At 65.0% G+C, this 14922-nt stretch carries 16 protein-coding genes; 13 read left to right on the forward strand and 3 right to left on the reverse strand.

Annotation, left to right across the window (positions count from 1 at the left end; genetic code table 11):
* Positions 1–160: 160 nt before the first annotated feature.
* The 3 genes from oxlT to BPHY_RS23615 all read left to right on the forward strand — a co-directional run bounded on the left by oxlT (position 161) and on the right by BPHY_RS23615 (position 4077).
* On the forward strand, positions 161–1501 hold the full coding sequence (gene oxlT, locus BPHY_RS23605) for an oxalate/formate MFS antiporter (protein WP_012403976.1): 1341 nt from the start codon (positions 161–163) through the stop codon (positions 1499–1501).
* 33 nt (positions 1502–1534) lie between these two features.
* Positions 1535–2557, forward strand: coding sequence for a LysR family transcriptional regulator (locus BPHY_RS23610; protein ID WP_012403977.1), 1023 nt, complete (start codon positions 1535–1537; stop codon positions 2555–2557).
* A 68-nt stretch (positions 2558–2625) separates the two neighbouring features.
* Positions 2626–4077 (forward strand): aldehyde dehydrogenase family protein, encoded by a 1452-nt coding sequence (locus BPHY_RS23615; protein ID WP_012403978.1) that lies wholly within the window; start codon positions 2626–2628, stop codon positions 4075–4077.
* Positions 4078–4154: 77 nt separating this feature from the next.
* Here BPHY_RS23615 and BPHY_RS23620 read toward each other — a convergent pair whose 3' ends face one another.
* Both BPHY_RS23620 and BPHY_RS23625 read right to left on the reverse strand, forming a co-directional pair.
* On the reverse strand, positions 4155–4778 hold the full coding sequence (locus BPHY_RS23620; RefSeq protein ID WP_012403979.1) for a LysE family translocator: 624 nt from the start codon (positions 4776–4778) through the stop codon (positions 4155–4157).
* A gap of 191 nt (positions 4779–4969) precedes the next feature.
* A complete protein-coding gene (locus BPHY_RS23625) occupies positions 4970–5377 on the reverse strand; it encodes a hypothetical protein (protein WP_157686790.1) in 408 nt (135 codons plus the stop codon).
* On the opposite strand from BPHY_RS23625, the gene BPHY_RS41870 reads away from it, so the two are divergent.
* The 3 genes from BPHY_RS41870 (at position 5376) to BPHY_RS23635 (ending at position 7945) form a co-directional block, all read left to right on the forward strand.
* Complete coding sequence (locus tag BPHY_RS41870) at positions 5376–5549, forward strand: hypothetical protein (RefSeq protein ID WP_167538883.1); 174 nt, start codon at positions 5376–5378, stop codon at positions 5547–5549. The two genes, BPHY_RS23625 and BPHY_RS41870, sit on opposite strands and share 2 nt — an antisense overlap.
* Before the next feature lie 530 nt (positions 5550–6079).
* Entirely contained in the window at positions 6080–7501 is a 1422-nt protein-coding gene (locus BPHY_RS23630) for a DUF2252 domain-containing protein (RefSeq protein ID WP_012403982.1), read from the forward strand.
* Between the two features lie 192 nt (positions 7502–7693).
* Positions 7694–7945 carry a GlsB/YeaQ/YmgE family stress response membrane protein gene (locus tag BPHY_RS23635; RefSeq protein ID WP_012403983.1) on the forward strand — a complete coding sequence of 84 codons (252 nt, stop codon included), beginning with the start codon at positions 7694–7696 and terminating at the stop codon, positions 7943–7945.
* A 26-nt stretch (positions 7946–7971) separates the two neighbouring features.
* On the opposite strand, the gene BPHY_RS23640 is transcribed toward BPHY_RS23635, so the two are convergent.
* The gene (locus BPHY_RS23640; protein ID WP_012403984.1) at positions 7972–8832 is read right to left on the reverse strand and encodes a polysaccharide deacetylase family protein; all 861 of its coding nucleotides are present in this window, start codon (positions 8830–8832) and stop codon (positions 7972–7974) included.
* Positions 8833–9019: 187 nt separating this feature from the next.
* Between BPHY_RS23640 and BPHY_RS23645 the strand changes: the two genes are divergently transcribed.
* From BPHY_RS23645 to BPHY_RS23675, 7 genes are all read left to right on the forward strand, one after another.
* Positions 9020–9904, forward strand: a complete 885-nt coding sequence (locus BPHY_RS23645; protein WP_012403985.1) for a LysR family transcriptional regulator — start codon at positions 9020–9022, stop codon at positions 9902–9904.
* A 122-nt stretch (positions 9905–10026) separates the two neighbouring features.
* Positions 10027–11277, forward strand: a complete 1251-nt coding sequence (locus tag BPHY_RS23650; RefSeq protein WP_012403986.1) for a D-amino acid dehydrogenase — start codon at positions 10027–10029, stop codon at positions 11275–11277.
* A 40-nt stretch (positions 11278–11317) separates the two neighbouring features.
* The gene (locus tag BPHY_RS23655) at positions 11318–12217 is read left to right on the forward strand and encodes a glutamate/aspartate ABC transporter substrate-binding protein (RefSeq protein WP_012403987.1); all 900 of its coding nucleotides are present in this window, start codon (positions 11318–11320) and stop codon (positions 12215–12217) included.
* A gap of 47 nt (positions 12218–12264) precedes the next feature.
* The gene (locus BPHY_RS23660) at positions 12265–13041 is read left to right on the forward strand and encodes an SDR family oxidoreductase (protein WP_012403988.1); all 777 of its coding nucleotides are present in this window, start codon (positions 12265–12267) and stop codon (positions 13039–13041) included.
* Positions 13042–13157: 116 nt separating this feature from the next.
* Positions 13158–13373 (forward strand): oxidoreductase-like domain-containing protein, encoded by a 216-nt coding sequence (locus tag BPHY_RS23665; RefSeq protein WP_012403989.1) that lies wholly within the window; start codon positions 13158–13160, stop codon positions 13371–13373.
* A gap of 48 nt (positions 13374–13421) precedes the next feature.
* Entirely contained in the window at positions 13422–14267 is an 846-nt protein-coding gene (locus BPHY_RS23670; RefSeq protein ID WP_041764599.1) for an NAD-dependent protein deacetylase, read from the forward strand.
* 44 nt (positions 14268–14311) lie between these two features.
* The gene (locus BPHY_RS23675; RefSeq protein WP_012403991.1) at positions 14312–14917 is read left to right on the forward strand and encodes a pyridoxamine 5'-phosphate oxidase family protein; all 606 of its coding nucleotides are present in this window, start codon (positions 14312–14314) and stop codon (positions 14915–14917) included.
* Positions 14918–14922: the final 5 nt, after the last annotated feature.

The raw sequence follows: 14922 nt of genomic DNA on the forward strand, positions 1-14922 counted from the left end.
GGAACCGGTAAATCGGCTTAAAGGTTTTTTAGAAAAGAAGAAGTGGAATTGGCATTGCAAATATCCCCGAAGCGGTCTGATCGGGGCACAACTATAAGGTGGCATGCATACAGACCGGCACTTTGGCCGGCTGCCCTAAATAGATAGCGGAGACAGGCACATGAACAGCATTTCACAGCAAGCTCCGGTTGCGTTCTGGCGCAGCCGTTGGTGGCAACTGGCATTCGGCATCCTATGCATGGCGCTCGTCGCCAACCTGCAATACGCATGGACGCTGTTCGTCGCACCGATGAGTGCGAAGCATCATTGGGGGCAGGCTGAAGTTCAGCTCGCGTTCTCGATCTTCATTCTCACCGAGACGTGGCTGGTGCCAGTCGAAGGGTGGCTCGTCGACCGTTTCGGTCCGCGTCCTGTGGTTGCGGGCGGCGCGATTTGCGCGGGGCTCGCGTGGGTGATGAACTCGTATGCGACGACGTTGCCCGAACTGTACATCGCGTCCGTGATTGCGGGTGTCGGCGCGGGTGGCGTGTACGGCACGTGCGTCGGCAATGCGCTGAAGTGGTTCCCGGACAAGCGCGGTCTCGCCGCTGGTCTGACGGCTGCGGGTTTCGGTGCAGGCGCGGCCGTCACGGTGATTCCGATTGCGAACATGATCACGGCCAAGGGCTATGAGCACACGTTCCTGTTCTTCGGCATCCTGCAAGGCGTCTCCATCTTCGTGCTGGCGTTGCTGCTGAGAAAGCCGGAAGGCGTGAAGGTGGCGGCCGTCAAGCGCAAGTTCGCCGTCACGAAACAGGACTACACGCCGGGGCAGATGATCAAGTCGCCCGTGTTCTGGGTGATCTACGCATCGTTTGTCGCAGTCGCTGCGGGCGGTCTGATGGCGACGGCGCAGATTGGTCCGATCGCGAAGGACTGGGGCCTCGCGAAGCTGCCGATGACGCTGTTCGGCGCAACGCTGCCACTGCTGACGATGACATTGTCGATCGACAACATCTGCAATGGCTTCACGCGTCCGCTGTGCGGCTTCATCTCGGACAAGATCGGCCGTGAAAACACGATGTTCGCGATCTTCATCGGCGAAGGTCTCGCGCTGCTCGGCCTGATGCAGTACGGCCAGAACCCGTATGCGTTCATGACGTTCGCGGCACTGATCTTCCTGTTCTGGGGCGAAATCTTCTCGATCTTCCCGGCAATTTGTGCGGACACGTTCGGCAGCAAGTATGCGGCGGCGAATGCCGGCACGCTTTACACGGCGAAGGGCACAGCCTCGCTCATCGTGCCGATCGCCTCGGTGCTCGCGGCGACGGGCGGCTGGAACCTGGTGTTCATCGTGTCGGCCGTGATCACGATCGCAGCCGGTGTATCGGCGAAGTTCGTGCTGGCTCCGATGCGCGCACGCTGGATCGCTTCATCGAACGAGACGTCTCACGAACTCGAGCCGGAACTCGCGGCAAATGGACCGGGCCTGCGTCACTGGCCGGAGCAGACGGGCGAATGATCCCGTATCACTTCAACATGGCGACGTGAACACATGAACGTATCGTTGCAGCAATTGAAGGTGTTCGTCGCCGTCGCGCGTCAGCGGAGCTTTACCCGTGCGGCGCGCGAGTTCGATCTGACGCAGTCGGCCGTGAGCCGGTGCGTGCGCGAACTCGAAGAGGCGATTGCATTGCGCCTCTTCGACCGCACGACGCGTCAGGTCGAACTGACGACAGCAGGCTCGCGGCTCGAACGGCGCATCGCACGCCTGATCGAAGAGATCGAGCTGACCTTGCGTGAGGAGCGCGCGGCGCATGAAGAGCACACGGGGCTTGTCGTGGTTGCGTGCGATCCCGTGACGTCGTCGGGGTGGTTGCCCGAGCGGCTCGCGCGTAGCGCGGCGCATTTTCCCGACCTGATCGTCACTGCGAAGGAACAGCCGCAACATGCCGTGCTCGCCGCCATCGAGCAGGGCGAAGTCGACTTCGGCGTGCTGTGCGACGCGAACGTCGCGGGCGCCGACGCCTTTCACATGCAGCCGCTGGTGTCGACGCCGCTTTGCGCGGTGCTGCCGCACGCGCATCCGCTCGCTTCCGGCGCCGCGCTGCACTGGGAAGCGCTGCGCAATAGCCGGACCGTTACGCAGCTCGTCACGCTCAATGCGGAAGCGGGCACGCGCAACGTCACCGAGCGCGCGCTCAACAGGCACCGTATCGACGCGGCACGCGCCAACGAGTGCGGGCATCTGGCCGCAGCGTTGCGTATGATCGAACTGGGACTCGGCATCGGCGTGCTGCCAGTGGATCCGCACGCCGCCGCATTGCCGGCCGCGCTGGTCGCGCTTCCGCTCGTGCCCGAAGTGTCCGTGACGACGATGCTCGTGCGGCGCCGCAACCGCTCGTTGCGTCCGAATGCGGAAGCCGTATGGTCGCTGTTCGCCGGCAGGGAATTGCCCGCCCATGCCGGTGTATCCGCGAATGCTGGCGCAGCACTTGCGCATTCGGGAATCAAAGGAGCCACACACGAACCGTTGCCGTGCGTATCCGATGACGAGGCGCTGATGCGAGCCTCATAGCCGCGGGTGCGGGCGGTTCGGTCGACGGTTCGCGAACATGCAATATCGCCAATCGCAAGGAGTACGTGATGGACACTGAAACCGACCTCAGACGCCATGATCTTCTCATCGACGGTAAGCGGCTGCCGCCCGGCACGGGCGAATACTCAGTCAATCTCAACCCCGCGACAGAAGAGCCGATAGCGCTCGTCGCACAAGGCAGCGCGCAGGACGTCGATACGGCCGTGAAGGCCGCGCGCGCCGCCCTCAAGGTCTGGAACGCCATGCGCGCGGCCGAGCGCGGCCGGATCCTGATGCGCTTCTGCGAAGTGCTGCGCGAGCATCAGGACGAAATTGTCGCGCTGGAAAGTCTCGACGCGGGCAAGCCGCTCGCGGCCGTCAAACGCCAGGACGTACCCGCCGCCATCGACACGCTCGCCTACTACGCGGGCTGGTGCGACAAGATCAACGGACAGGTCGTGCCCGTGCGGCCCGATGCGCTCACTTACACGATCCGCGAGCCCGTCGGCGTGGTCGGTGCAATCGTGCCGTGGAATTTTCCGCTGATGATCGGCATGTGGAAGATCGCGCCTGCGCTCGCGTGCGGTTGCACGATGGTCGTCAAGCCCGCCGAAATCACGCCGCTGTCCGCTCTGCGCGTCGCCGAACTGGCGCTGGAGGCGGGCGTGCCGCCCGGCGTACTGAACATCGTGACGGGCAAGGGACGGGTGGTCGGCGACGCGATCGTCGCGCATCCCGACATCGACAAAGTCACGTTCACGGGCTCGCCATCGGTGGGGCGCGGCATTCTGCAGGGTGCGGCGGGCAACTTCAAGCGCGTGACGCTGGAGCTCGGCGGCAAGTCGGCGAACGTGATCTTCGCCGACGCGAATATCGACAACGCCGTGCGCGCGGCCGCGTCCGGCATTTTCTTCAATACGGGGCAGGTGTGTTCGGCGGGCTCGCGGATTCTCGCGCATCGCGATGTCTACGATGAAGTGGTCGAACGGCTCGTCGCACGTGCGAAAGGGATCAAGGTCGGCGATCCCGCCGAGCGCGAAACGACGATGGGCCCGCTCGTCTCCGCCGCGCAGATGAAGACGGTGCTCGATTACGTGGATGTCGGCAGGAAGGAGGGCGCGTCGATCGTGACGGGCGGCGCGCGCATCGGGCAAAAGGGCTTCTTCGTCGAGCCGACGGTGTTCGCAAACGTCGAGCACGAGATGCGGATCTCGCAGGAAGAAATCTTCGGGCCGGTGGCAAGCGTGGTGCGCTTCAACGACGAAGAAGACGCGGTGCGCATCGCGAACGGCACGGCATACAGTCTCGCGGCTGGCGTGTGGAGCGCGGACATCGGCCGGGTGCATCGCGTAGCGCACGCGCTGAAGGCGGGCACGGTCTGGATCAACACCTACGGCTATACCGACGTGCGCTTGCCGTGGGGCGGGTCGGGCGACTCGGGCTTCGGCCGCGAACATGGCGACGTCGCGATCGAAAACTTCACCGAACCGAAAGCGATCTGGCTCGCCATCGAGCACTGACACAGGCGTCGCCATGAAAAAAGCGGATCGCGCGATCCGCTTTTTCTTTTCATACGGCCACGCGCCCCGACGGCCGCTCAGGTGGTGCGCCGCACCAGCAAAAAGCTCACGCCGATAGCGCCGAGAAATGCGCCGCAGCAGCGGTTGAACCAGCGGCGCACGGCGGCGCGCGTCAACCATTTGCCGAGATACACGCCCGCCCACGAATAGAGCGCAATCGCAAACCATTCGAGCACGAGAAAGCTCGCGCCGAGCACGGCGAACTGCGGCAGCATCGGCTTCGCAATATCGACGAATTGCGGCAGAAACGCGGTGAACACGAGAATCGCCTTCGGATTGCCCGCCGCCACGAAGCACTCCTGACGTGCAATGCGCCACAGCGATGCGTCGTCCTGCCTGAGCGCGTCCATCGGTCCTGCGTCGCTGCGCCAGAGCTGGATGGCGAGCCAGATCAGATAGGCGGCACCCGTCAGCTTGATCGCGAGGAAGAACAGTTCGGACGCATGCAGCACGACGGCAAGGCCCGTTGCTGCGAGCATCAGCATGCAGGCGAACGCCACCAGCCGCCCGCTTCCCGCCACGAACGCGGTCACGAAGCCGTGCCGCGCCGCGACGTTGATCGACAGCAGATTGTTGGGGCCGGGCGCCATGTTGATCGCGAAGCACGCGGGGAGAAAGAACAGCCAGGCGGTGAGAGACATGACGGCTCGCTCGGATGGAGCCGCCGCGCGGCGCGCGTTGCGACGGCGCGGTGCGGTGCGGCGACGAATTCAGATAGGGAATCTGTAATTGTAGCGAAACGCCAGCCGCCCCTGGGCGGCTGCCGAAAAGCGCGCGCCGCGGAGCGTAAAGAAGCGAGGGCGTGCCGCCGAAGCGAGGGCGTGCCGCCGCGTTACTGCACGGGCTGAAGCGCCCGATGGAACGACGGATCCCTGACGAGCGTATCGACGCTGAGCTTGACGACGTCGTCGATTGCGAACGCGGGGTTGGTGAACTTCTGGCGGTACAGATGCACCGTGTTGCGCTTCACGTACACGGTTTCGTTCGTCGACTCATTGGTGACGACGTAGCAGACTGTCATCGACCATGCGGCGGGCGAGCGCGCATCGTCGACCGAGAGCACTTCGATCCGGCCGCTCAGCACCAGCTTGTCGTGCGTTGTCACGGCAATGCCCGATTTGCGCCACGCGGACACGACGGCATCGCGCACGGCCGCGTTGACGCCCTTCTTCGTCACGATCGACGTTGTCGCCGTGTTGGCGATCCGGTTCGCGGTGATATGGCCATCGAGCGCGGGCATGTACGCAAATCCGCGAGCGGGAGCGATGACGAGCGTGTTGTTCACGGGCACATCGTTCGACGACTCCGAACGCGGCACGAAGAACGAGCAGGCGGCAGTCAGGAGCGCGAAGCAGGCGATGCTGGAGCGTTTGAGCGGGAGCAGGTTCACGGCGATGGCGCAGCAGGCGTGACGCTGCGGGTCGAAGGTCGAAAGCGCGCGATTTTGTCGTGCAGGCGTGCCGGCGAATATGAGGCATGTCCTAAAAAGCGTGCAGCTTTGTCAGAACGCAATGAAAAGCGAGCCAAGACATGGTTACGCGCAAGGCGGTCGGTTCGCATCGCCGGCGCGGGGGGCAAGTCGCGAAAGCGCGCGCCGCTTATCGCATCAAGAGGCATTCATTTTTTCGGATACTCAGCGATACTTGCCGCGTCCGTTGCCGTTGCCGCCGCGCTTCTTGTGATGCGGCTATGCGATGGCGCGCCGGGCGCCATCGCTGCCTACGGGTCGCCATTGCGCCGCGGCGCGTGGACTTGCGCGGGTGTGCGCCGCGAGATTTAATACAGTCCATCGCTGGACGTGCGCGCCCCTTTTTCGGTGTGCAGTGCAACACGACCGCGGCGAATATGTCCGCCAGCCCACAGCCGTCCAACGTTCGACGCGCCGTCGGCCCGCGGTTGCAGCGCTCCCGATGCAAGCCGATTCACCAGAACGGAGAAAAGCATGAAGGCCAGCACCATCGCGGAACGGGAAACCAGCGGGCGCGCGGCCCGGGAACACGCAAAACGTTCCAGTCATCGCGCGATCGGTCCCATGCATCGCCATCCCATCGACCTGCTCAGGCAAAGCAGTGAAGGACGCGTCGAGCGCCTCGTGCCGCTGCGCTACGGGCGCATGATGGCGTCGCCGTTCGCGTTCTTTCGCGGCAGCGCGATCCTGCAGGCGCACGATCTGAGCTTGACGCCGCACACGACGCTTACGCTGCCCATCTGTGGCGACGCGCATCTGCTGAATTTCGGCGGTTTCGCGACGCCCGAACGCCAGCTGATTTTCGACATGAACGATTTCGACGAGGTGTCGACCGCGCCGTTCGAATGGGATCTCAAGCGCCTCGCCGTGAGCTTCGTGCTCGCCGGGCGGCACATGCGCCTTAGCCGGGGCGCCGCTCACGATCTCGTGATGGCGGCCGTCAACCAGTATCGCGATCGCATCGCGCAGTATGCGCATTGGGGTGCGCTGGAACTGTGGTGCGAGCGGATTACGTTCGACCGCATGGTCGACACGGCCGTGAATGCCGAGAATCGCCGGCTGATCCGGCGCGCAATGGAAAAGGCGGCCGCCCGCACGCACGAGAGCATGCTCGACAGGCTAGCGGAGCGCGATGGCGACCGTTACGTGATGCGCGAGATGCCGCCCGGCCTTTTTCATGTGCATGGCTCGAACACGCTGTTCGATGCGCAAGACGACTGGTTCAAGACGGGCGACTGGAACAGGCTGATCCGTGAGACGTATCAGGACTATCTGAGGACGCTCGACGAAGACCGCCGCGAGTTGCTCGGGCAGTTCGCGCTGCACGATCTCGCGTTCAAGGTGGCCGGCGTCGGCGAGGTGGGCACGCGCTGTCTCGTGCTGCTCGCCGCCGACCCGCACGGCAAGCCGCTCTTTCTGCAGATCAAGGAGGCGCGGCGCTCGGTGGTCTCGCAACATTTCAACGCGGGGACGCGCAAGTCCGAGACGAAGCACGAGGGCGAGCGCATCGTGCTGGGCCAGCGCATGCTTCAGGCAGCGAGCGATATCTTTCTGGGCTGGTCGACGGGGCCGTCGGGGCGCCCGTTCTATATCCGACAGTGGCGCGACATGAAGCTCGTGCCCAGCATCGAACTGTTCGACGTCGAGCAGCTGAACGGTTACGCGCGGCTTTGCGGCTGGGCGCTGGCGCGTGCACATGCAAAAGCGGGCGGCAAGGCGATCGAGATCGCCGCATATATTGGACGTAGCGACCAGTTCGCGGAAGCGCTCGCCGAGTATGCGTCGGCCTATGCCGATCAGGTCGAGCGCGATTATGACGTGTTCATGAAAGCGTGCCGCAGCGGCGATCTCGAGGCACGGACGGACGAAGACATGGCCGCCGATTTCCGTTTCTGATTATCCGCGACTGACGTGAAATGTTCGCCACGAACGAACGAGCGATGGCGTGCGTTCGATGTGCCGTGTCCGATGGCGTGTGCGTCGACGCTGTACAGTGGCGAAGGGCAACAGGCGGACGGTCCAGCCGTTTAGTCCGTCCATGGCAGGCAGTGGCAGGGCAATGTAGTGATAACTCTGAAGGAGGTTCGCATGCTTTCCCTCATTGGCACGATAGTCGTCGGCCTGGTCGTCGGTCTGATTGCGCGCGCGCTGAAGCCGGGCGACGACAGCATGGGTCTCATCATGACGATCGTTCTCGGCATTGCCGGCTCGCTGCTGGCGGGCTACATCGGGCGTGCGCTCGGCTGGTATCGGCCGGGGCAGGCCGCGGGCTGGATCGCGTCGATCATCGGCGCGATCGTGCTGCTGCTCATCTATCACCTGATCCGGCGGCGCACCTAGGGTTTCGCACTGTCACGCGGCGCGCTTCAGGCGCCTGCCGCGTCGCGCAGCGTCACGAAGCGCAGTCCGCGCGCGTGCACGGTGTCGATCAGGCGCGGCAGCACGTCGAGCACGACTGGCTTGCCCGACGCGCCTGTTGCGGCGCTCGCATCGTGCAGCAGCAGGATGTCGCGCGCCGCGAGGCCGTCGACGAGGCGTGCCAGCACGCGCTCCGGGTTGCGTTCGCGCGTATCGAAGCCACGGCGCGTCCAGGCGGCGAGTCGCAAGTCGAGCTTCTGCAGCACCGGCTCGAGAAACAGGTTGCGCAGGCCGGCGGGCGCGCGGAAGAACATCGGGCGCTCGCCGGTCAGTGTTTCGAGCGTGCGTTGCGCGGCGTCGATTTCGCGTGTCAGACCGCCCGGCAGCGTAACCGAGAACGTGTGCACGTGCGCCTGCGAGTGATTTTCGACGTCGTGCCCACGCGCGACGATCTCGCGCATCAGCGCAGGATGACGCTGCGCGCGTGCGCCGATGCAGAAAAACGTCGCGCGCACGCCATGCGCGTCGAGCAGGTCGAGCACCTGTGGCGTGACGACGGGATCGGGACCGTCGTCGATCGTCAGCGCGACAGCGTCGGCATTGCGCGGCGTGTCGGGCAGGCGCGTCCAGTTCGGCCCGAGCAGCGACGAGCGCGGCCACAAGCCGATCGACACGACCGCCACATGGCTCGCGACGATGCCAGCGAGCCACCACGGCCACGCGGCAGGCGCGAGCGCCCAGCCGGCCAGCATCGCGACATGCCACCCGATGGTGGCGTTGAACATCGGCGGATTGCCATTGCTGGGCCAGCGCCGCGCGGGCGCTGAGTGGGCGGCGGCATGCGGCTGCGGCGGATTCGGTTGATTCATGATGCGTTGGATCTGCCGGACTTCGCGATGGCGCAACCGTCAGACTTTCTTGATACACGTCAAACGCGAACGATACCATTCGCGCGTGACGCGTCTCGAAACGGGGAGGGTTGGAAAGAGAAAGTCGCCGCCGAAACCCGGTATCCTTGACGCCTTTTCACCGCTCCGCCGCTTGCGAATTCGCGCCATGCGCCTGCGCCACATCGAAGTTTTTCACGCCGTCATGCGTACCGGCTCGCTGTCGAAGGCAGCCGAGCTGTTGTGCGTGTCGCAGCCTGCCGTCAGCAAGGTGCTCGCCCACGCCGAGCGCAGCGCGGGCCTCATGCTCTTCAACCGCGTTCACGGCCGCCTTCAGCCGACGCGCGAAGCCGAGCTGCTGTTCTCCGAAACGCAGAAACTCCAGGCGAATCTCGACAGCATTCGCGATCTCGCGCGCAACCTGGCGCTGCAGCCGGAAGGGCATTTGCGCATCGGCTGTCTGCCGAGTCTCGGCCTGAGCGTGATTCCGTCCGCCGTCGAGGCGTTTCGCGTGGCGTATCCACGCGTGTCGATGCGCATCCAGACGCGCCACACGGAGGAACTGCTGAACGCGCTGCTCACGCGCGAACTCGATCTGGCTGTGGCGCTCAGTCCGCCCGCGCGGCCGGGCATCGCGTCGGTCGAACTGGGGCGCACGCCCGTCGTGTGCGTCGGTCCGCCCGCAGACGACCGCGAAGACACAGACGATCAGCCGACGACGCTGCAAGCGGTCGTCGAAGGCGACTGGATCAGCATCGGCGATGCGGATCCGCTGGGCGAGATGATCGGCAATGCGCTGGAAGCATTGGGGCTCGACGGTCGCGCGCCATCTGTGGAGGCGCACACCTGGCATGTCGCCCGCGCGCTCGCCGCGCGTGGTATCGGACATGCGCTGCTCGACGAGTTGACGGCAAGCAGCGGTGCGGAAGCCGTGAGCGTGAGACCCCTCGCGCCGCCGCTGTCGGTTGGCGTGTTCGCGTTGTGGCGCGACGGCGGTCTGAGTTCGAAGGCAGGCAACGCATTCGTCGACGTGCTGCGCGCACGTTTCGCGTGAAGCCGGCATCACCGATGTGCCTGCCTTAACCCGAGGTTATACAGCATCACATCTCGTCAATTGCTGCGCCGATATCGGTGCGCGACACTCGCCGGCAATGCAATCGCAAGGTTTGAGCATTCATGCGCGTATGTGTCCTCGGAGCAGGCGTCGTCGGACTGACGACGGCCTGGAGTCTGGCCCGCGACGGCCACGACGTGACGGTCGTCGAAGCCCGCGGCGGCGCGGCGCTCGAAGCGAGCTTCGCCAACGGCGGGCAACTGAGCTACAGCTATGTCGCGCCGCTTGCCGACCCCGCCGTGCTGCCGAAGTTGCCAGCGTGGCTGCTGCAACGCGATTCCGCGCTGCGCTTCGTGCCGCGTTTCGATGCGCAGCAATGGCGCTGGTGCGCCGCCTTCCTGCTCGCGTGCCGCAGCCATCGCGCGCGGCAGACGGCGCTCGAGATGTTGAGCCTCGGCGCGCTTAGCAAGGCGGCCTTGCATGAGATCGTCGAACGCGAGTCGATTGCGTTCGACTACGTGCGCAACGGCAAGCTCGTCGTGTATCGCGATTCGCACGATTTCGAACGAGCGCGGCACAAGATGGAGCGGCTCGTCGCGGCTGGCTCGGATCAGCGCGCGCTGGACGGCAGTCAGTGCGCCATGCTCGAACCCGCGCTCGCGCATGCGCAGCCGTTGATCGCGGGCGGCATTCACACGCCGTCTGAAGAAGCGGGCGACTGCCAGCGCTTCAGCGTCGCGCTGGCGGATGCGTTGCGAGCGCGTCATCGCGTGACCTTTCACTACGACACGCGCGTGCGCGAACTGGTCAGGAAAGGGCCGCACATCGTCGCGGCGCGCACGGCATCGGGCGATATTGAAGCCGATGCATTCGTGGTCGCGTTGGGGCTCGGCAGCGTGCCGCTCGTCGCTGCGCTCGGCGTGCGCCTGCCCATTTATCCTCTGACGGGCTACAGCCTTACGATCGACGACGCCGATCCGCGCCACGCACCGCGTGTGAGCGTGACGGACCTGCATCGCAAAGTGGTATTCGCGCCGCTTGGCGAGCGTCTGCGGATTGCCGGGATGGTCGAGATCGCGGGCTTGCCCGACGTGCAGCGGGCTGCGCGCATCGAACTTCTCAAGCGCCAGGCGCAGGAGATCTTTCCCGCTGCCGGCGACTACGCGAACGCGCAGGCCTGGTGCGGCCACCGGCCAGCCACGCCCGATTCGAAGCCGCTGATCGGCAGGACGCCGTACGGCAATCTCTGGCTTAACACGGGTCACGGCGCGCTGGGTTTCACGCTTGCATGCGGCAGCGCACGCGTGATCGCGGATATGATCGCGGGCCGGCCGGCGTCCGTCGATATCGCGGCCTACGCATATGACCGCTGAATTCGTTGCACATACATCCACACAACAGGAGACACACAACTTGAAAACAAACATCGCAAAGTGCGCGGCATTCGTCGCATGGGCCGTCGCCGTCGGCAACGCTTGCGCGCAGGAGCCGAGCGCGACGCTGAAAAAGATCCGCGAAACGGGCGCGATTTCGCTGGGCGTGCGCGAATCGTCGGTGCCGTTTTCGTACTACGACGAACAGCAGCATGTGATCGGCTATTCGCAGGCGATCGCGTTGAAGATCGTCGATGAGGTGAAGAAGGAACTCAATCTTCCCGACCTCAAGGTGCGCGAGATTCCCATTACGTCGCAGAACCGGATACCGCTCGTGCAGAACGGTACGATCGACATCGAATGCGGCTCGACCACGCACACGAAAGAGCGCGATAACCAGGTCGCGTTCTCGAACAGCTTCTTTCAATACGGCGTGCGCATGATCGTGAAGAAGGAGTCGGGCGTGAAGGACTTCGGCGATCTGGCAAACAAAACGGTGGTGACGACGGCGGGCACGTCCGAAGAGCGTCTGTTGCGGCAGATGAACGCCGAGAAGTCGATGAACATGCGGCTCATCAGCGCAAAGGATCACGCCGAGTCGTTCCTCAACGTGAAGACGGGGCGAGCCGTCGCGTTCGTGATGGACGATCCGCTGCTTTACGGCGCGAAGGCGAAGGAAGCGAATGCGGACGAGTACCTGATCACGGGCACGTCGCCGATGTCCGAAGTGTATGGCTGCATGTTCCGCAAGGACGATCCCGGCTTCAAGAGACTCACGGACGGCGTGATCGCGCGCTTGCAAACTTCGGGCGAAGCGGCGAATCTCTATCAGAAGTGGTTCACGCAACCCATTCCGCCGAAGGGCATCAACCTGAACTACCCGTTGTCGGCGGAGATGAAACAGCTGTTCGCGAAGCCGAACGACCGGGCGCTCGACTGACCCGTCCGCGTCGCGCGGTGTCGCGCGCAGCACAATGGAGATAAGGTGTGACGCAGACCTCGGAAGCGACGAAAACGGACAAGGTGGCGCTCGTGACGGGCGCGGGCAGCGGCATCGGCCGGGCGACCGCGCTCAAGCTGCTCGCCAACGGCTATAGCGTCGTGCTCACGGGGCGCAGGCAGGCCCCCCTCGATGCGCTCGCAACCCAAGCGCAACAGCAAGGCAAGGACGCGTTCGCCGTCGCCTGCGACGTGACGGATGCGGCGAGCGTCGCCGCGCTGTTCGACGCGATCCGGCTGCGTTACGGCCGGCTCGACGTGCTGTTCAACAACGCGGGGCGCAATGCGCCGCCCGTCGAAATCGACCAGATCGAACTCGACGACTGGCGCTCCGTCGTCGATACGAACCTGACGGGTGTGTTCCTGTGCACCCGCGCGGCGTTCGGGATGATGAAGGCGCAAACGCCGCGCGGCGGCCGCATCATCAACAACGGCTCGATCTCCGCGCATGCGCCGCGGCCCTTGAGCATCGCCTACACGGCGACCAAGCACGCCATCACGGGCCTCACGAAATCGGTGTCGCTCGACGGCCGGCCTTACGACATCGTGTGCGGCCAGATCGACATCGGCAACGCGGCGACGGAGATGGCCGAGCGGATGGCGCGCGGCGTGCCGCAAGCCAACGGCACGATCGCCGTCGAACCGCTGATGGACGTCGAATATGTGGCCGACGCCGTGCTGCACATGGCGAACCTGCCGCTTTCGGCGAACGTGCAGTTCATGACGATCATGGCGAGCAAGATGCCGTTCGTCGGGCGCGGGTAAGGTACGCACGACGCAGTCGCGGCGCAGACGTGAGGCACGCTTGACGCGAGCGTGACGCGAGCGCGGCAACGTCACCCGACTTATACTGGACGCCTCCCGAACCACTGGAAGCGGATGTGACTGCTGACGAGGCGCCGCGCCCGAACGCGCCCGCCGACGACCCGCGCCCCGCGCCGCCCAAACGGCCCGATCCCGACGATTGCTGCCATAGCGGCTGCGATCCGTGCGTGTTCGATCTGTACGACGAGGAGCTCACGCGATATCGCGCGGCGCTGGCGGCATGGGAGGCGCGGCATGCCCGGCGCGAAGGCAAGCCGCGCCGCAAGCGCTGAGCCTGCATGCCCGTCGTGCCATCCACGTCCGCTCGCTCTATCGACCTCATGTCTACGCTGATCGAACCTCACACGCTCGCCGCGCTGCAAGATTTCGTCGAACGCTACCCGCGGCTCTTCGTGCTGACGGGCGCGGGCATCAGCACCGATTCCGGCATCCCCGGCTATCGCGACGAAAACGGCGAATGGAAACGCTCGCCGCCCATTACGCTGCAGGACTTCCTCGGTTCCATCGCGTCGCGTCAGCGCTACTGGGCGCGCAGCACGGTCGGCTGGCCCGTCGTCGCGAAGGCAGAGCCGAACGCGGCGCACCGCGCGCTCGCGCGGCTCGAAGCGGCCGGGCATGCGCGCACGTTGGTCACGCAGAACGTCGATGGCCTGCATCAGCGTGCGGGCAGCAGCGACGTGATCGAACTGCACGGCAGCATCGGCGAAGTGACATGCCTCGATTGCGGCGCGCACCACGGTCGCGCGGCAATTCAGCAGAAGCTGATCGACGAGAATCCAGCGCTGCTCGATGTGATCGCCGAGCCCGCCGCCGACGGCGATGCGCATCTCGAATGGCACGATCTGGGCTCGTTTCGCGTGCCGGCGTGCCCGGATTGCGGCGGCCTGCTGAAGCCTGCCGTCGTGTTCTTCGGCGAAAACGTGCCGAAGCCGCGCGTCGAAGCGGCGTCGCACGCGCTCGATGCCGCTGATGCGATGCTCGTCGTCGGCTCGTCACTGATGGTGTATTCCGGCTACCGCTTCTGCATGTGGGCGCAGAAGAGGGGCAAGCCGATCGCCGCGATCAACCTGGGGCGCACGCGTGCCGACGCGTTGCTGTCGCTGAAAGTAGAAGCGCCGTGCGGCGATGCACTCGCCGCGCTCGCAGCGAATCTCGCGTCCGGCTGATTCGTGCGCGCATCCGTCATACGTCAATTCAAACAGGAACGCCGATGCTGACATCGATCGAAGAACTCGAAGCGCTGTACGGGTTGCCGCACGAGCGCTCGGTGCGCAAGGAGATTCCGTACGTCAACGACTGCTATCGCGCGTTCATCGAGCACGCGCCGTTCATCGTGCTGGCGACGGCGGGGCCCGGCGGCCTGGACTGCTCACCGCGCGGCGACACGCCCGGTTTCGTGCGGCTGATCGACGAGCGCACGCTGGCGATTCCCGACCGCGTCGGCAACAACCGCATCGATAGCCTGCGCAATGTGATCGTCAATCCGCAAGTGGGGCTGCTGTTCGTCGTGCCGGGTGTCGGCGAGACGTTGCGCGTGAACGGGCGCGGGCGCGTGTCGGCCGAACCGGCGCTACTCGAAAGCTTCGCGGTCGACGGCAAGCTGCCGCGCTCCGTGCTGATCGTCGATATCGACGCCGTTTACTTTCACTGCTCGAAAGCGCTCGTGCGCTCGAAGCTGTGGGATCCGGCGCGGCATGTCGAGCGCTCGCAACTGCCGAGTGCCGGCGACATGCACAAGCGGATTTTCGGTGAGACTTTCGATGCGCTCGCGTATGATCGCGACCTTGCCGAACGCATCCGCGCCAGCCTGTACTGAATCAC

Source organism: Paraburkholderia phymatum STM815, assembly GCF_000020045.1.
Classification (GTDB): domain Bacteria; phylum Pseudomonadota; class Gammaproteobacteria; order Burkholderiales; family Burkholderiaceae; genus Paraburkholderia; species Paraburkholderia phymatum.